The organism is Sorangium sp. So ce295 (assembly GCF_051527405.1).
Classification (GTDB): Bacteria; Myxococcota_A; Polyangia; order Polyangiales; family Polyangiaceae; genus Sorangium; species Sorangium cellulosum_B.
This window is the reverse complement of the sequence record NZ_CP150324.1, coordinates 13,098,896-13,116,032: the sequence shown is the minus strand read 5'-3', so window position 1 is coordinate 13,116,032 and position 17,137 is coordinate 13,098,896. Positions and strand designations below refer to the sequence as shown.

Genomic DNA, 17,137 nt, shown 5'->3' with positions numbered 1-17,137 from the left:
CTCGCGCGGGCGAGCCCTGAACCTTCCGGATACCGAGAAACATGCTCGCATTTCTTCATACTTCCCGCGTCCACGTCGAGACGTTCAGCCGTCTCGTTCGGGACGCAGACGACGCGATTCCGGTCCGGCATGAGGTGCAGGAGAGCCTCCTTGCGGATGCGCTGGCGGCCGGTGGGATCACCGACGGCATCCGCTCGGCCACCGCCACGGCCGTCCAGGCGCTCGCGAACGAGGGTGCGAGGGTCATCGTGTGCACCTGCTCGACCCTCGGCGGCGTCGCGGAGGCGGTCCCCGTCTCGGACTGTACCGTGATGCGGATCGATCGCCCGATGGCCGAGCAAGCCGTCGCGAGCGGTCGCCGGATCCTCGTCGTGGCCGCGCTCCAGAGCACCTTTCAGCCCACCGGAGCGCTGCTGCGTCAGATAGCCTCCGACGCGGGTCGCTCGATCGATGTCGTCGAAGTCCTGTGCGGGCGAGCGTGGCGGCTCTTCGAGAGGGGTGACTCTCCTGGTTATGCCGGCGAGATCGCCAGGACGATCGAGTCTACGGCGCTCCCGGGCGATCTCGTGCTCCTGGCTCAGGCGTCGATGGCCCCCGCGGCCGAGCTGGTCCGGCACCTCGGAATCCCCGTTCTGAGCAGCTCGCGATCGGGCGTGGAGGCTGCCGTGTCGAAATATCGATCGAGGGCGCAACACGATGCCGCCCAGCTCCGCGGGGAGCCATGAGCGACATCTCCGTGAAGGTCTTCCAGGCCGTCGTCGCCGGCGCGGCGGCCGACGGCGTGGCGCCCGCGGAGCTGCTCGCCGCCGCCGGGGTCGATCCGGGGGACCTCGCCGATCCGGACATGCGCTTTCCGCGGGCGATCGAGGCCCGGCTCTGGAGTGAAGCCGCCCGGCTCACCCGCGACGACAGCTTCGGCCTGCGCCTCGCAGAGAGGCTGCCGGTGGGCAGCCTCGGGGCGCTCGGGTTCGCGGTGCGGAGCAGCGCCACCCTCGGGGAAGCCTACGCGCGCGCGGCTCGCTACCTCCGCGTCGTGGCCATCGGCCCCTCGCTCGAGATCCAGATCGACGGCGATGTCGCCCGCCTCCGCCACGAGCCGCCCCGGAGCAGCCCGGCGCCCTCACGCCACGCCGTCGAGTTCTTCCTTGGCAACCTCGTCGTCCTCGCGAGGCGGGGCGCGGACCCGGCGTTCACCCCGCGCGCGGCGCGGTTTCGCCACACCGCGCCCCCGCGCGTCGATGAGCACCGCCGCCTCTTCGGCGCCGGCCTGCGCTTCGGGGAGGCCCACGACGAGCTGGTGATCGAGCGCGCTTTCCTCGCGAGGCCCCAGGCGCACGCCGAGCCCCTGCTCTGCGAGGTGCTCGACCAGCACCTCGCCTCGCTCGCCGCCGCGCTGCCGGCCGAGGCGAGCTTCCTCGAGCGCGCGCGCGCCGCGATCGCGGCCGAGCTCGCCCACGGCGAGCCGGGGCTGCCGGCCATCGCGGCCCGACTGCGCATGAGCCCGCGCAGCCTCCAGCGGCGGCTCAAGGAGGAGGGCACATCGCTCTCGTCGGTGCTCGACGGGCTGCGCGCCGATCTCGCCGTGCGCTACCTGAGCGAGTCGCGCGACGCGATCTCGGAGATCGCGTTCCTGCTCGGGTTCTCCGAGGTGAGCACGTTCCACCGCGCCTTCAAGCGCTGGACCGGCGTGACGCCGGCCGCCTACCGCCGCGGCGCGGGGCGCCCAGCGCGAGAGCTCCCCCGCGCGGCGGCGCGTCATTCTTCGAACAGCACATCGTAAACGTACGGCAGCGCGTCGTGCGCGGTGAGATCGTCGAGTGTGTACGTCTTTCCGCCGCCGTACCAGGCGCCCTCGCTCGCGGTGAGCGGGTTGAAGTCCCGGTCGTCGCCCTGGAGCGGCGGCGTGTCCGCGTGCGTCTTCTCCCATGTATACCAGTACCGATCGAGCTCGCCGTGGAGCATCCAGAACACGGGATCGACCGTCAGCTCATTGAAATACGTCACGGTGCCGCGCACGTCCGCGTTCGCCGGATCGAGCCCGCCCGCCCACAGGTGCATCCGGACGTGGGGCATGAAGTTGAAGAGGCCATAGACATCCTTGACGGCGCCGACGAGCTCGGTGTCGGGCGCCGCCTTCTGCGCCTCGACGGCTCCGATCCAGCCGATCTCGAAGAGGGCGTTGGTCGTCTCCGCGCCCTGCTGCGAGCTGCTCGGGGGTCCGCCAAAAGCGTCGACGAGCGTCTGGACGGCCGCGCTGTCCGGCAGCTTCACCTTCAGCACCTCCAGCGCCGACAGCGCCTTTGGATAGTTCTCGATGCGGAGCTCGGGGGTGACGTCGAGCGCATCGTAGAAGTCGGCGAACGTGCCCTCCGCAAGGATGCGCCCGACGTGTTCGGGCGCCTGCAGCGTATCGAAGACCAGGTTCTTGCCCGGCCAGCGCCGGAAGACGATGTCGTAACGCTCGCCCACCTCCTTGCCGTACCCGGCGTGCCCCTCGGGCAGGCCGGGGGGCACGACGGCCGTCCCGCCCCTGGGCTCGAAGCCGTGGACCCAGTGCGGCAGGTCCTGATCGTGCGCCGCGTCCCAGTAGGGAATGAACAGGAGATCGGCTTCGCTCGGGTCGGCGCCCTCTTCCTGGTCTCGCTGGCGGAGGGCAGCGCGGAGCATCTGCTCCGCCTCGAGGAGGAAGGCGCGGTGCCACGGCAGGAGCCGGTATCCCGACGCCTCATCCATGACCATGACGGTCATCGGCGAGGTGGCCTGGAGGTCGGCGCCGTGGTGGCGATGCCGGTGGTGGTCGTAGTGCTCGTCGTTGAAGACGTCGAAGAAGCCGTTCGCGACGGCGTACTCGTAGGCTCGCTTGAACCTGTCGATCTCTTCGCTGGTCATCGCCGACGCGCTCTTGCGGGCGATCCGCTGGGCTTCCGGGCTCGCGTCGCCGGCGTCCACCGGGGTGTCGGCGCCGCAGCCGAGCGAGAGCCCGAGCCACGCCGCCGACGCCGCCGCGATGATCCCACGCACGAACGCTCGTCGATGCAACTCACGTGTCATGACCTGCCTCCTTCGGACGGGAGCTCCGTCGTTCATGAGGCGTTTATAAAGACGCGAGCGCGCCCTCACATTGGCCGAGCGCGACGAAAGCGTTGGCCTACCGCGCCAGCGGGCGGTCACGTCGCCGCGTGGGCGCGTCGTGCTCTCTCGAACGAGCAAATCGGATGGATATACGGTCGCCGACGGCCAGCGCCGGACGGCCCCAGTCCAGGCGTTCGTCCGTGCGCGCGTCCCGCCCGTAGACCGAGAACCAGAGATGGCTGGGGACGCCGCTTCGGGTGGGTCCGGCCCAGGTGATCAAGGCCATCACATGACCACGGCGCGGCAGCCCCGCGACACAGACTCGCCGCGAGTTCAGCTCGACGCGGAGGGCGCGTTCTGCGCGCGCGCCAGGCGCACGGAGAGCGCGGCGCGCCACCGCGGTCGCGGTCCTCGAGAGAAGGACCCGGGCGCTCCGGGAGATGGTCGCGAGTTGCCCTCGTGGATCGCGGAGCATCGGCCCGGCGAGGGCGCCCAGCGCGGCACGGACCTGGCGGAGCAGCGTGGCGCGATACGACTCGCCGCGCGGCGTGCGTTTCAAGGGGGGGTCGACCGTGTCGGCCTCGAGGACCTCGATCCCGATCTCGTCCCCGACCCTGAGCGCGCGGGAAGGCCACACCAAAAACTCTTGGCGGTCGGAGGCCAACCCGCCGATCCACACGTCGCCGTCCCTGAGCAGCGCCTCCGGAGAGCCGGCGCGCCGCGTGATGATGATCGTCAGAACGCCGGCCAGGCCGACGCCCGCGGTGCAGACCTTCGTTCCATTGACCGAGACACGGAATGCGATCATGGCTCCCCCGCGCGCACGCTTTGTTCACTGTATATCCCAACGCGCCAGCGCGCGCCGCGGCGTCGCTCCCGGTGGCCTCCTGGCGCTTGCGGCTGAACCCCGGTACGCTGGTGAAGACCGATGGACAAGGTCGGCGTCGCCCGGTTCGCGCGGTACAAGGAATGGCCGGCCTTCGCGCAGGTCAGCCTGACGGTCCACGACGTCCCGACCGAGATCGCCGGCGTGTCGTTCAGCTGCGGCGGGTCGGGGTTCACCGCTCAGGGCCACGTCGAGGGAGCTCCAGCGGCGGGATACGACGACTGGAAACGAGGCGCGGCAGCGGGCGTGCGCTTCGCCTTCCGCCTTCTCGGCAGCGCCCCACGTCCGGTCACCGTGACCAGGATCGAAGGGCTGAGCACCGACACCAGCCCCGCAGCGGTCGGCGCGGCGGCGGCGCTCGCCGTGTTCAACGCCCTCGAGGCGGCCACGCCGGCTTCGTTCCACGCGCTGGTGGAGGAGATCGTCTTCACGCCCGCGGGGACAAGCGCAGAGTTCTCGCTCTGAAGCCGCCACGCGGAGAGAGAAGATCTCCGCCGGGAGGCGCGGGCCCTACTCGGGATCGTCGAAGTCGGCGATCTTCGCCATGTCCCGCCGCAGCTGGAGATCACGCTCCACGAGGAGCTGGTCGAGCTCCTCTTCGGAGGCGTACGCGAGCCGTCGATGGCGCTCCGCGACCCGGCTGTCGATCGCCCGGATCATCCGCACCCCGAGCCACGCAGCAGCGATCGACGCCGCGTCGGACGCAATGAACGCATAACGGGACCGGATGAACTCCGCCACGGTCAGATCCGGCATGGTAGAGGCCAGCCACCCGAGGCCGCGGCTCGCGACATAACACCCCCACCACGCGCCGAGCGCGGCGTGGTGCACCGCGCCCGCCCGGGGGGCGTGCTCCATCTCGACGCGCCGGTAACCCCCCCCGCCGTCCAGGAGAGGGCGCGGCGCAGGCTCGGGCACGGCCTCCGGGGCAAGGCCGTCGTGGAGATCGCGCGCCACCCTGTACGGCTGCACCAGGTTCACGACGGGAATGAAGAATCCCAGGACCGCCTCGGACGGCGTCCAGGAAAACCCCCGCACGGGATCCAGCTCGCCCGCCAGCGCGACCGCCCTGGCGAGCCAGCGCAGGAACACCACGCCAGCAACGATCCCGAGCCCCAGCTCGAGCAATCCCCCGACCTCACGGAGCGTGTTGGCAAGCCGCCACGTCGATGCCGAGACGTCCGTCGAGCCGAGCAACACGATGTGCCAGGCGCCGGTCAGCGCCGTGAAAGACGCCACCGCCCCCATTGCGATCAGCCCGGCAATCGCCACGCGAGCGCGCCGGCGCACCACGCGGACGTCGCGGCCCCACCCCTCCCGAGCTTCTGCCCAACCGCTCACGGTGAGCGAGGCTATCAGCGCAACGCGCCGCATCGCAAGTGACGTGGCCGAGGAACACGCGTGGTGATCGTGCGCTCCGAGGCGCCCGCTCCGCCCCCGCCACCACAATCGCAGGCTGGCAATCCGTCAGCTCGCCATTGCCGGCTCCCCTCGCCTCGCGCATTCGTCGAGCCCCGCCAGCGCGCGCCGGAAGCTCTGGATCGTCGCATAGAGCCCCTGCCGGAGCGGCACCCGCGGCTCGAACCCCAGCGCCCGCCGCGCCAGATCGATCGCCGGACGCCGCCGCATCGGATCGCCCTCCGGCAGCGGGCGGTACGCGATCCGGCTCGCGCTCCCCGTGAGCCGCACGATCTCCTGCGCCAGCTCGAGCACCGTCACCTCCACCGGATTCCCCAGGTTGACGGGCCCCACCTCCGACGGGTGCTCCATCAGCCGCAAACACCCCTCCACCAGGTCGTCGACGTGACAGAAGCTCCGCGCCTGCGACCCGCACCCGTACACCGTCAGCTCCTCTCCCCGGAGCGCCTGGGCGATGAAATTGCTCACCGCGCGCCCGTCGTCGATCGCCATCCGCGGCCCGTAGGTGTCGAAGATCCGCGCGATCCGCCCCGACGCCCGCCCCTGGCGGTGAAAGGCCATCACCAGCGACTCCGCGCAGCGCTTGCCCTCGTCGTAACAGGCGCGCACCCCGACCGGGTCCACCCGCCCGAGGTAGCTCTCCGGCTGCGGGTCGACCTCGGGATCGCCGTACACGTCGCTCGACGACGCGAGCAAGAGCCGCGCGCCGTGCCGCTCGGCGCACAGGAGCGCGTGCAGCGTGCCCATCACGTTCGTGAGCGTGGAGCGCACCGGATCGCCCCGCCAGCGCGCAGGGCTCGCCGGCGACGCCAGGTGGTAGACCCTGTCGACCTCGTAATCGAACGGCAGGGCCACGTCGTGCTCGACAAGCCAGAAGCGGCTGTTGCGCATCAAGTGAGCCACGTTGGCCGGCGAGCCCGTCGAGAAATCGTCGAGCGCAATGACCTCGTGGCCGTCCGCGAGGAGCCGCTCGCACAGGTGCGAGCCGATGAAGCCGGCGCCCCCCGCCACCAGGACGCGCATGCCGCTCCCCACCGTCCTCCCGTTCGCGTCACCCATAGGAACACCTCCGTCGTCGCAACACCGCCGCTCGTGAACCGCCGAGACCCCCCCGCGCCGCGCCGCACCTCACGCGAGCGGGCTCCGGTAGCGGCCCGGGTCGCGGCGGCGAACGCCGGACGCAGGGCCGCTCCGCTCCACGTCGTCCTCCGCCGCCTCGCCGAGCCGGTAGCACGGCCGCAGGAGCAGCTCGTCGATCAGGTCGAGGAGCGTGTCCACGCGGTGCGCGCACGTGTGCCGCGCGAGCACCGTCCGGCGCCCGTGCTCGGCGACGCCGCGCGCGAACTCCGGGTCCGCGAGTAGCGCGCGGAGGTGCTCCGTCATCTCGGCGCCCGTGCGCGCGACGAGGTAGTCCCGGCCAGGCGAGAAGAGGCGCTCGGCGTCGGTCCACGGCGCGCTCACGAGCGGGATCCCGCACGCGAGCGCCTCGAACGGCCGGATCGTGGGGATGCCGGGGAGCCACGCGGCGTACGGCCGCCGCGGGACATGCACCGTGATCCTGGCGCGCGCATAGGCGTCCGGGACACGGTGGTTGGGGAGCCAGCCGGCGTACTCGATGCCGGCGTCCGCCAGCGCCGAGAGCGCGCGATCGGGGTAACGCACGCCGTGGACCCGCGCGCGGAGCCCGAGCGCCCTCACGGGCTCGACCAGGAACTCGTGGAGCTCCGCCGTCCGCTCGCCGTCACCCCAGTTGCCGATCCACACGAAATCACGCTCCTTCTCGACCTCGGGCAGCGGCCGGAACAGGCGCGCGTCCGCGGCCTCGTGCCACACCACCGCGCGCCGCGCGACGCCGCGGCTCAGGTAGAGATCACAAACGCTCTTTCCAAAGCCGAGCACGCAGTCGTACCCCGAGAGATCGCGCCGCACGATCGCGGCCGGATCGGTGATGAGCCCGTGGTGCGTGTCGTGAAAGAAGAGGCGATAACGATCCGTGCGCGCGCGGTGCTCGCCGAGCCGCCGCACGAGCTCCGGGTCGCTCCGCTCGTGGACGAGCACGACGTCGACCCCCGCGAGCGCGGCGTCGAGGTCCAGCGTGGAGAGCGCGTAACGGCGCGGGCGGAGGCGCGGATAGACGGCGGCGGCCTCGCGCAGCGCGTCCGGGCCGTACGCCGCGACGAGGCCCAGGGCGCTCCAGGCGTCCTCGGGCTCGAAGGCGAGCACGTCGTGGCCGCGCGCGTCGAGCTCGGCCGCGATCCCGCGGAGGAAGTGCGCGTCCGCGTGGTCCCAGTCGGAGAGCAAGGAGTGGCAGAAGAGGGCTATTCGCATGGTGTCCCGCAGGGTGAAGGCGACGAAGGAGGGCAGACCCGCCGGGGGGCCGGCGGGCGGGCGGCGAGGGCGAGGGCGTAGACGTCGAGGTAGCGGCGGGCCATGGCGCGCGGGCTGAAGCGCACCGCGCGCCGGCGGGCGAGCGCGCCGAGCGCCTCGCGGCGCGCGACGTCCCGGATGAGGTGGTCGAGCGCGGCGTGGAGCGCGCGCGGATCGTCCGCGGGGACGTAGAGGGCGGCGTCGCGCCAGACCTCGCGCAGGCTCGGCAGATCGCCGAGCACGAGCGCGCAGCCGGAGAGGGCGGCCTCCAGGGTGGCCATGCCGAACGGCGCGTACCGCGCCGGGGAGGCGTAGATCGCGGCGCGCGACATCCACCACGTGAGCTCCGGCTCATCGACCCACCCGAGGGAGCAGAGGCTCTCCCCGGCGCGGCGGCCGACGCCGCCCGCCGCGACGTCGCTCCCGGCCACGAGCACGGGCCACGCGAGGTGGGGCGCGACCTTCTCGAGGGCCGCGAGGTTCTTGGCCTCGTCCCAGAGCCGGCCGGCCGCGAAGACGAACGGCTCCTTCAGCCCCGGCGCGAACCGCCTGCGGTCGCGCGCGTGCGGGATGACATGGCCGCGGCCCAGGCCGAGCGCGCCATACTCGCCCGCGAGGGCGCTCAGCATCGCCGCGCTCGGCGCGACCACCGCGTCGGCGGCCCGGAGCCCCTCGGCGACCCGCGCGCGGTAGCGCTCGTAGCGGACCGGCGCCGGCCGGCGGTGCACCGCGCGCCACCACGACAGCACGCAGGCGTGCGCCACGACGACGCGGGGCGCCCGGAACGGCAGGGCCGCATGGCAGTAGCCGTTCAGGTGGACGAGGTCCGGCCGCACCCGCTCCTCGAGGTCGAGCAGCCAGTCGCCGGCGGCCGCGACGTCGTCCCACGGGTCATCCATCCATTCGAGCCGGTAGGCGCTCTCGACGAGCTCGAGGCCCGGTACCGCGGCGGCCGCCGCGCGCGCCGCGGGCGACAGGGGCCCGCCCATGATCGCGAGCACCGTGGCCACGCCGGCGCGGGAGAGCGCGCCCGCGAGCTCGAGCGCGACCGTCCACACGCCGCCCTGCGTGTCGGCCGTCATCAGCACCCGGCCGGGCCGCGGCGCCGCGGCGCCCGGGGATCCCGTGGATCCGGCGTCAGCGCGCGCCATGCTCGAGCTCCGTGAGCGGCAGCGGCCGGCTGTCCGGCAGATCGCCGAACGTCCGGTGCTCGGCGATATAATGGGCGTGCGCCCGCTCCCAGGCGCCGTCGTCGGGCGCCCCCCAGCGCCGGGTGTACGCGGCGGAGCCGGGGTACGGGAACGCCGGGACAGGCTCGTTGGCCCAGACGCCGAGCCCGAGGAGGCGCTGCCGCCACGACGCGGCCTCGGCCGGATCGCCGGGGCCCGCGTCGCTCAGGTTGGCCTGCACGAAGGGCACGCTGCGCCGGGCGTGGACGAGCAGCGCGGTGAGCTCCTCGGTCGACGCGCTGCACCGCCTGGCGAGCGCGTCCATCCCCTCGATCGACGGGCGCTCGACGCTGGCCTCGATGGATACGCAGCCCGCGCGGCCGAGGAGATCGAGCATCTCGCGCGACCAGCTGTCGATCCTGAGCTGGACGCCGAACACGATGTCCCGCGCCCAGAGCTCCTCGAGCAGGGCCCGGTCGGGCAGGAAGCGCTCGTCGATGAAATAGACGTGGCGCACGCCCTCGGCGAGGAGCGCGTCGAGCTCCTCGAGCACCGTCGCGAGCGGGCGCTTGCGGAGCCTGTCGCGCGCGCCGTCCCTGGCGCAGGAGGCGCAGCGGCAGGGGCTGCCGCGCGAGGTCTCCATCTCGGCGCTCGGCCCCTCGGGCACGGCGTCGAAGCGGTGGTGGTGGTGGACGTGCCGCGCGAGCGTCGCGCCGTCCCACCGCAGGGCCGGCAGCGTCCTCAGGCAGGCGGCGTAGGGGCCTCCTTGCACGTGGTCGATGCCGTTCCTGCGGTAGGCGATCGAGGGGATCTGCCAGAAGCGCGACTCGGTCGCGCCGGCGAGCATGACGAGGATCTCCTCGCACTCGCCGAGGACGACGACGTCCACGCCGAGCTTGCGGAGCGCCGCGCGCGGGGTCGCGGAGCCATGAGGCCCGACGGCGACGAGGAGGCCGCCGTGGCCCCGCAGCGCGGCGGCCGCCGCCATGGGCACGCGCAGCTCGGGCGGGGGGCTGCGCCAGGAGAGGTAGCTCGGCGCCGTGGCGATCACCGTCATGGCCGGGCGGAGCGCCGCGACCTCGGCGCGCAGCGCGATGAGGTCGATCCCGCGCGCCTGGGCGTCGATGAGGGCGGCCTCGTGGCCCGCGCGCTCGAGCAGCGCCCTGGCGTACCCGAGCTCGATCGGCAGGTGCGGCTCGCGGCAGCCGAGGTAGACGCTGCCGTGGAAGGTCCAGGGCGGGTTGACCAGCGCGACCTTCACGAGGCGGCCTCCAGCCGGTCCATCCGGACAGACGAGGGGATGTCGGCGTAGACGGCCCCGAGGCGCGCCTCGACGCCGAGGCGCCATTGATAGAGCGCGCGCAGCCCGTCGCGCAGGGCGACCCGCGGCGCCCAGCCGGTGAGCGCCTGGAAGGCGCGGCAATCGGAGACGTAGTACCGCGGATCGCCCCGCCTCCACGCGGCGAGCGAGACGACCGGGCGGCGCCCGTCGAGCTCCTCGAGCAGATCGAGCAGCTCGACGAGGCTCACCGCCGTGCCCGGGCCGCCCCCGATGTTGAAGGCGCGGCCCGAGGCGGGCTTGAGCGCGCGCCGCGCGCGCAGGAGGGCGTCGACGAGGTCCTCGATGAACAGCGCGTCCCGGACCTGCAGCCCGTCGCCGTAGAGGGTGATCGGATCGCGGCGGATGGCGCGCGCGACGAAGTGGGCGATCCACCCCTGGTCCTCGTTGCCGAACTGCGGGGGGCCGTAGACGCAGCTCACCCGGAGCACCACGGCGTGGAGGCCGAAGGTGCGGGCGTAATCGAGCACGTACTGGTCGGCGGCGCCCCGCGAGCACCCGTAGGGGCTGCGGAGATCGAGCGGCTGACTCTCGGAGATGCCGTGCTCGCGCGCGCTCTCGCACAGGGGTCGATACCGCTCCTCGCCGCGCTCGATCGGCAGATCGGGCAGCGCGCCATAGACCTTGCTGGTGGAGGCGAAGAGCAGCGGCGGAGGGCGGTCGAGCCTCCGGAGCGCCTCGAGCACGTTCAGGGTGCCGCGCGCGTTCACCTCGAAGTCGTGCGCCGGGTCGGCGACGCTCCTCGCGATGGCGACCTGCGCGGCGAGGTGGAAGACGAACGAGGCGCGCCGCACGGCGTCGCTCACGGCCTGCTCGTCCCGGACGTCGCACACCCGGACCTCCACGCCAGCGCCGTGACGCCCCTTGAGGCGCTCGACGTTGCGCTCGACGAACCCGCGCGAGAGGTTGTCGAGGACGAGGACCGGCTCCCCCTTTCGGAGCAGCTCGTCGGCCAGGTGAGAGCCGATGAACCCGGCTCCCCCCGTGATCAGGACATGGTCAGGCATAGAATGCTCCGTTCCGGTCTGGACGAGCGGCGGGCGAGCGGGCGATGAGAGAGAGCGCCTCGCGAACGGACGGCGCACGACGGCGCAGCGCGGCAGGCAGGCCGAACGCCCGCCCGCCGCGCGATGTCCCCCCCGGCTCCGCGCCTCGCTGCGCGGGAGTCCCTGAGGAGACACCGATTAACATGCGAGCTGGAGAGCCGCAATCGATCGAAGGAGCTTTGTTTGACGATCGGTATCGCGCCTTCCGCGCCTCCTGGAGAGGGTACGGCGCCGCCGGATGGCAGGCAGACTCGATGTGTCGCAAAGGGGGTTTGAGGCGAGGAGCGCCCCTCGGACAGGCGATGAGCGCGGGCGGGGACGGGGGGGAGAAGGGAGGAGCGCGCTCGGCGCGGGGCGGAAACGGAAGCGGAGAGGGAGGTCTGCGGCTTCTCCTGGAATTTTTCGGAGAAATTCACAGGGAGGCGGGGAGACGGGGAGTGAGATCCCACCAATCTCCCCGTCTCCCCGCCTCCCTGTTCAATTTCCCGCTAAATGAGGGGATCTGTCAGGCGGGAGATGCGAGGCGGCGCGACGATGGCGCGCGGGAGGGGCTCGGCTTGCAGGGAGGAGGGCGGCGCGGGAGCGCGCCCTCGGGAGGCTCAGCTCGCGGTGGGCTGGCCCGTCAGACGCAGGTAGATGAACGCAAGCCCGATGCCGGCGACCGGTGCGGCCACGAGCGTGCCGAGGCAGCAGGCGAGCACGCCCGCGAGCACGAGCGCGCAGGCGAGCAGGGCATAGACGAGGAGGCCGCCCTTGTGGCCGGTCGTGATTCGCCAGCTCTCCTTCATGGCGTCGATGGCGCCCAGGTTCTTATCGACGATGCACAGCGTCGTCATGCTCAGACCGAGCGCGACGATGACGCCCGGGACGATCAAGAGGAGCATGCCGGCGCCGACAGCGAGACCGGTCAGGATCTGGGCGCCCAGGATGGACAGGAACCACCGCCCGCCGCCAAGGACGTCGCTGAACGAGTACGGCTCGCCGCGCGCGACCTTCAGCAGCAGGTTGTTCATGCCTCCGGCGAAGTAGGCGCCGACCACGAGCGCAACGGCCTGCATCAGGAACTGGATGGCCGCCCCCGCGGTGGGCGCGTCCCTCGCGAGCGCCGCCTGGATGCCTCCGCCGATGCCGTTGGGGACGCTCGACGCAAGCCCGACGACGACCATGGCGCCGATGAGGACAGCCGGGTCGCGCTTCAGGCGCTCCCAGCCGAAGGACGCCGCATCTCCCGCTCCCCACGGCGCCGCGACGCCCGTGCCCGGGGGTGAGCCATAGCCCGCGCCGCCGCCCGGGGGCTGGTAGGGGTTGGCCCCACCCCAGCCGGCGCCGCCACCCGGAGGCGGTCCGTAGCCGCCGCCACCACCGCCCGGAGGCTGGCCCCAGCCGCCGCCTCCCCCCGGGGGCGGGCCGTAGCCGCCGCCGCCGCCCGGAGGCTGGCCCCAGCCGCCACCGCCCGGAGGCTGCCCCGGCGGCTGGCCGTAACTGCCGCCCGGAGGCTGCCCCGGCGGCTGACCGTAGCTGCCGCCCGGAGGCTGCCCCGGCGGCTGACCGTAGCTGCCGCCCGGAGGCTGCCCCGGCGGCTGGCCGTAGCTGCCGCCCGGAGGCTGCCCCGGCGGCTGGCCGTAACCGCCGCCCGGAGGCTGCCCCGGCGGCTGGCCGTAGCTGCCGCCCGGAGGCTGCCCCGGCGGCTGGCCGTAACCGCCGCCCGGAGGCTGCCCCGGCGGCTGGCCGTAACCGCCGCCCGGAGGCTGCCCCGGCGGCTGACCGTAACTGCCGCCCGGAGGCTGCCCTGGCGGCTGGCCGTAACCGCCGCCCGGAGGCTGGCCGTACCCACCGCCCGGCGGCTGTCCCGGAGGCTGGCCGTAACCACCGCCCGGCGGTTGACCGGGGCCAGCGCCCCCGGGTGGCTGTCCGTAGCCACCGCCCGGCGGCGGGCCGTAGCCACCCCCCGGCGGTTGCCCGTAACCACCACCGCCCTGACCGCCCCCTGATCCCCCGCCCCAGCCACCTTGGCTCATCTTGTCTCCACTGGGTGTGAATACCGACTACGCCCAACCAACTACCCCCACTATACGTGGAGGGCGCCGGCACGGAACAACTAACTTTTCCGGCGCGCGGCGCCCCCGTGCGCGCCCGCACCGAGCCGCCGCGCAGAGGAGCGACGGTCGGATTCCGCGCGCGCGCCGCGATTGCTGACAGCGCAGCAATCGCGGCGCGCGCGCGGAATCCCGCGATCAACAGCGATTGAGCGCTCGACGTCTCAACGTCCATTGCTGGACGCGGGCGCGAGACACGCGCAGCTCACCGCGGCGGCGGGCCGCTCAGGCACAGGCCGGCGATGCTGCTCGTGAACGACGTCCCCTCCTCGCGCCGGACCTCGACGGAGTTGCCCGTGAGCGGCGACGAGAACACCCCCTGAACGACGCCTTCCCCCTGCTTCGCCGTCACGGAGCGGCCGACGAGGGACCCGGGCGACACGGCCTCGATCGGCGCTCCCGGCGCGATCGCCTGCTCCTCGGGCAGCTCCGCGCGCCGGAACCCGCCGAACCGCACCGCCGTGCCGCCGCCCTTCCCCGGCATGATCTTTCCGATGCACTGCCCGAGCGGCGTGCCGACGACCGCGTACGTCACGGCGGAGTCCACCGGCGACCGCCTCGATTCGCCCACCAGGGTGACGGCGACGGCGAGGACGAACGAGGCGACCGGGACCGCGAGCGCGGTCGCCACGACGACCGCGGCGGCGCCGGACGTCGCCCGGCCGAACGAGGCGAGCTCGGCGCTCACGGCCTGCTCGAACGACCGCAGGATCACGACCTGGCGCGCGCGCACCCGCTCGAGGACGGCCGCGGCGACCAGGTTGTCGGCGGCGCAGAAGCCGCACCGCGCGATCGCGCCGTCACCCGCGCCGAGCGGCGCGCCGCACACGTGGCACGCCGCCGGCTCGCCCGGGGCCGCCGGGGGGCGCGCGGCGCACGCCTCCTCGAGCCGCCGCTGCCTGCTGCGCATGACCGCGAGCACGGCCGCGCCGGTCCCGACGGTGCCGAGCCACGCCGCCACCGTCATGCCGCCGGTGATGACGTTCCCCTCGGTGTCGGGGCTGACCCAGACCCCCAGCACGATGAGCGCGCCGAGCAGGGTGATCGGCACCGACGCGAGCGCGAACACGACGAGCAGCCGCGCGTGCCGCTGGGACGCCGTGACCAGCCTCCGCCGCAGCGCCTCCGAGAGCTGGCGGCGGCGCACGTCGGTCTGGAAGACGACGTGCGCCGCGGCGCGCAGGCCCTGCGCCGCCTCCCCGGGCAGCGGGCCGCGGTAGTGGCACGCCGCGCAGGCCATGAGATCCGGGCTGGCGAGGGACACAGGCGCGGGTCGCCCGCAGCGCGGGCAATGCACGGCGAGCATGGACCGATTCTACGCCAGCCGCGTCTCGGCAGGTCAAGGCGCCTCACCGCGCCTTGCGCGCGCGCCGGCCCGCCGGCGCGAGCTCGCGGAGCGCCGCCGACAGCGAGGAGAACGTGCTCAGGACGCCGAGGTCGACGCCGACGAGGCTCATCGCGATCTCGGGGCGCACGCCGACCAGATAGACCCGCGCCCCGAGCAGCGCGGACGCGCGGCTGGTCATGCCCACCGTGTCGGCGACACGGGCGTCCACGAACGGCACGCCCGTGAGATCGAGCAGCACGGAAGACGCCCTGTGCCGGCTCACCCCCTCGGACACCTTCTCGAGCACCTGCCTGGCACGGCCGCCGTCGATCATCCCGATCAGCGGCACGAGCAGCACGCCGGGCAGGAGCGGGATGAGCGGACAGCCCAGCTCCCGCACCGTCTCCGAGAGCGCGCGCTCGATCTCGTACGCCTTCTGCAGGTCGGCGTGCTGCGACGACAGCGACTCCACAAGCGCGTCGCGCTCCAGGGCCGCGCCGAGCAGCGTCCCCCAGATCGCGACCGTCCCCTCGTCTCCGGCCATGGCAACGAGGGTCGGGCCGACGAGCACCAGGATCCCCCAGTCGCGCCGGGCAGAGCGTATCGGCAAGAGCAGCACCATGTGCGTGCCGTCCTCGGCCGACGGCGGCAGCATCGCCTCCGGCAGAAACGCCTCCGGCCGACAGCGGCGGCCGATCGGCGGGGTCGGGCTGCCGTCGCGGCTGTAGGCGCCGGCGACGACGAGGCGGGAGCGCGCCGTCGGGTCATCCCACAGCGCGAGGCAGCCCCAGATCACCGTTGTCGTCTCGAGCCACGAGAGCGACCGCGTCGCCTGCTGGGTGCCGCCGAGCAGCGCCAAACTCACATCGTAATTCGTCCGCGCGAGCACCCCGAGCTGGCGGACATACTGACTCTCGGCCTCGAGCCGGGCCCGCGCGATCGCGAGGCGCACGAGCTCCAGGAACGCTTCCACCCGCCGCCTGGCCGTGTCGTCCAGGGACGCGCCGCGCCGCTCGTGAAACTGGCCCAGCAGGCGGATCGCCGCCAGCAACGTCCCCACATCCATCGTGATGCCGACCGCCTGCCGGCAGGCGCCCCCGAGCTCGGCCGCCGAAGGCAGCGCGGCGCCCCGAAGCGCCGCGAAATAGCCGTCGATCAACGACGTGACCGCCGGCCATACCTCGGTCGGCGAGAGGTCGGGCGGGAGCGGCTGGGGCAGGAGCAGGAGCTCGACCATCTGCCGGGCCAGGGCGCCGCCGGCGTCCTCCTCGGGCACCGTCTCCTCCTTGGCGAGGAACTCCTGGATCGTGTTGCACCCGCACGAGCTCCGCACGGCGAGGGAGTTGGCCGTGCGCACGCCCTCGGCCGGGAAGGCCTCGCCGGCGATCATCGACGCAAGGAGATCGCACGCGGCGCTCCCCATCATCTCGAACCGCTGGCGCACCGTGGTCAGCGGCGGATCGGCGCCCTCCGCGTCCGCGATGTCGTCGAAGCCGATGATGGCGAGATCCTCGGGGATGCGGACGCCCGCCGCCTTCAGCAGGGGCATCACCCCGAGCGCGTTCTTGTCGGTCCCGAAGACCGCCGCCGTGCACCCGGGCAGCCGCGCGAGGAGCGCCGGCGCGGCGCTCTGGCCGCCGCTGTACCAGTTGTTGTCGCTCCGGATGACCAGATCGGGGTCGAAGTCGATGCCCGCCTCGGCGAGCGTGTCCTTGTAGGACGCGAAGCGCTCGCGCACGTCGTACGCGTCGAAGTAGCCGACGAACGCGATGCGCCGGTGCCCGTGCTCGATCAGGTGGCGCACCGCGCTCCGCATCCCGCCGTGGTTGTCCGGGATCACGGCTGGACAGGCGACATCGGCGGCGCGGGTGCCGACGGTGATGAACGGGACCCGGCCGCGCGCGAGCGCCTCGATGCCATGCAGCTCGATCAGGACGATCCACCCATCCACATGCTCGCCGGCGAGCGACGGCGCGTGGACCTCGAACGGCGTACCGCGCAGCACCAGCGTGCGAAACCCGCGCTGCTGGGCCGAGTCATGGATGCCGAGCAGGACAGGGTTCCAGAACGAGCCGTCGAGAAAGGGGGAGATCACCCCGAGGGTGCGAGAGCGGGCCCCGGCGCCGGCTGCCGGGACATGGAGCGGCGGGGCGTCGGTGCGGCGCGCCGGAGGGAGAGACGAGCGGCGCGCCGGAGGGAGAGACGAGAGGCGCGCCGGAGGGAAAGAAGAGCCGGTGCCGCGCCCCGAGCCCGCCCCCTGCCCCGGTGCGCCGGAAAGCTCGCCCCACTGCTCCGGCACCACGATGCCGCTGTCCCGGCTCCCCTGACCCATCCTGGCGCTCCCTCCCTGCCTGCTCGCCCACGTCCGGCCGAGCCTCTCGACTTCCGTCGGCAGCGCGATCCTTAATCGATTTCA

General features: G+C 73.1%; 14 protein-coding genes. 3 read left to right on the top strand and 11 right to left on the bottom strand.

What is annotated here, in order from left to right; translation table 11 throughout:
• The first annotated feature begins 41 nt into the window (after positions 1–41).
• The gene (locus WMF11_RS49550; protein WP_437975739.1) at positions 42–725 is read left to right on the top strand and encodes an aspartate/glutamate racemase family protein; all 684 of its coding nucleotides are present in this window, start codon (positions 42–44) and stop codon (positions 723–725) included.
• The gene (locus WMF11_RS49545; protein WP_437975738.1) at positions 722–1,780 is read left to right on the top strand and encodes an AraC family transcriptional regulator; all 1,059 of its coding nucleotides are present in this window, start codon (positions 722–724) and stop codon (positions 1,778–1,780) included. The genes WMF11_RS49550 and WMF11_RS49545 overlap by 4 nt, the downstream gene beginning before the upstream one ends.
• On the opposite strand, the gene WMF11_RS49540 is transcribed toward WMF11_RS49545, so the two are convergent.
• On the bottom strand, positions 1,756–3,051 hold the full coding sequence (locus WMF11_RS49540) for a tyrosinase family protein (RefSeq protein WP_437975737.1): 1,296 nt from the start codon (positions 3,049–3,051) through the stop codon (positions 1,756–1,758). The two genes, WMF11_RS49545 and WMF11_RS49540, sit on opposite strands and share 25 nt — an antisense overlap.
• A gap of 97 nt (positions 3,052–3,148) precedes the next feature.
• Positions 3,149–3,880: a hypothetical protein gene (locus WMF11_RS49535; RefSeq protein ID WP_437975736.1), complete on the bottom strand. Its 732-nt coding sequence runs from the start codon at positions 3,878–3,880 to the stop codon at positions 3,149–3,151.
• A gap of 120 nt (positions 3,881–4,000) precedes the next feature.
• Here WMF11_RS49535 and WMF11_RS49530 point away from each other — a divergent pair, with 120 nt between their 5' ends.
• Positions 4,001–4,423, top strand: coding sequence for a hypothetical protein (locus tag WMF11_RS49530; RefSeq protein WP_437975735.1), 423 nt, complete (start codon positions 4,001–4,003; stop codon positions 4,421–4,423).
• Between the two features lie 45 nt (positions 4,424–4,468).
• On the opposite strand, the gene WMF11_RS49525 is transcribed toward WMF11_RS49530, so the two are convergent.
• The 9 genes from WMF11_RS49525 to WMF11_RS49485 all read right to left on the bottom strand — a co-directional run bounded on the left by WMF11_RS49525 (position 4,469) and on the right by WMF11_RS49485 (position 17,053).
• Entirely contained in the window at positions 4,469–5,206 is a 738-nt protein-coding gene (locus WMF11_RS49525) for a DUF4328 domain-containing protein (RefSeq protein ID WP_437979410.1), read from the bottom strand.
• Between the two features lie 219 nt (positions 5,207–5,425).
• A complete protein-coding gene (locus WMF11_RS49520) occupies positions 5,426–6,436 on the bottom strand; it encodes a UDP-glucuronic acid decarboxylase family protein (RefSeq protein WP_437975734.1) in 1,011 nt (336 codons plus the stop codon).
• A 69-nt stretch (positions 6,437–6,505) separates the two neighbouring features.
• Entirely contained in the window at positions 6,506–7,705 is a 1,200-nt protein-coding gene (locus tag WMF11_RS49515; protein ID WP_437975733.1) for a CgeB family protein, read from the bottom strand.
• A complete protein-coding gene (locus WMF11_RS49510) occupies positions 7,696–8,895 on the bottom strand; it encodes a glycosyltransferase family 4 protein (protein ID WP_437906021.1) in 1,200 nt (399 codons plus the stop codon). The genes WMF11_RS49515 and WMF11_RS49510 overlap by 10 nt, the downstream gene beginning before the upstream one ends.
• Positions 8,882–10,174 carry a TIGR04295 family B12-binding domain-containing radical SAM protein gene (locus tag WMF11_RS49505; protein WP_437975732.1) on the bottom strand — a complete coding sequence of 431 codons (1,293 nt, stop codon included), beginning with the start codon at positions 10,172–10,174 and terminating at the stop codon, positions 8,882–8,884. The genes WMF11_RS49510 and WMF11_RS49505 overlap by 14 nt, the downstream gene beginning before the upstream one ends.
• On the bottom strand, positions 10,171–11,259 hold the full coding sequence (locus WMF11_RS49500; protein WP_437547764.1) for an SDR family NAD(P)-dependent oxidoreductase: 1,089 nt from the start codon (positions 11,257–11,259) through the stop codon (positions 10,171–10,173). Before WMF11_RS49500 ends, WMF11_RS49505 begins: the two co-directional genes overlap by 4 nt.
• Before the next feature lie 638 nt (positions 11,260–11,897).
• Positions 11,898–13,316 carry a hypothetical protein gene (locus WMF11_RS49495; RefSeq protein ID WP_437975731.1) on the bottom strand — a complete coding sequence of 473 codons (1,419 nt, stop codon included), beginning with the start codon at positions 13,314–13,316 and terminating at the stop codon, positions 11,898–11,900.
• Positions 13,317–13,599: 283 nt separating this feature from the next.
• Positions 13,600–14,700, bottom strand: a complete 1,101-nt coding sequence (locus WMF11_RS49490) for a hypothetical protein (RefSeq protein ID WP_437975730.1) — start codon at positions 14,698–14,700, stop codon at positions 13,600–13,602.
• 43 nt (positions 14,701–14,743) lie between these two features.
• Positions 14,744–17,053 (bottom strand): substrate-binding domain-containing protein, encoded by a 2,310-nt coding sequence (locus tag WMF11_RS49485; RefSeq protein WP_437906017.1) that lies wholly within the window; start codon positions 17,051–17,053, stop codon positions 14,744–14,746.
• Between the last annotated feature and the right edge of the window lie 84 nt (positions 17,054–17,137).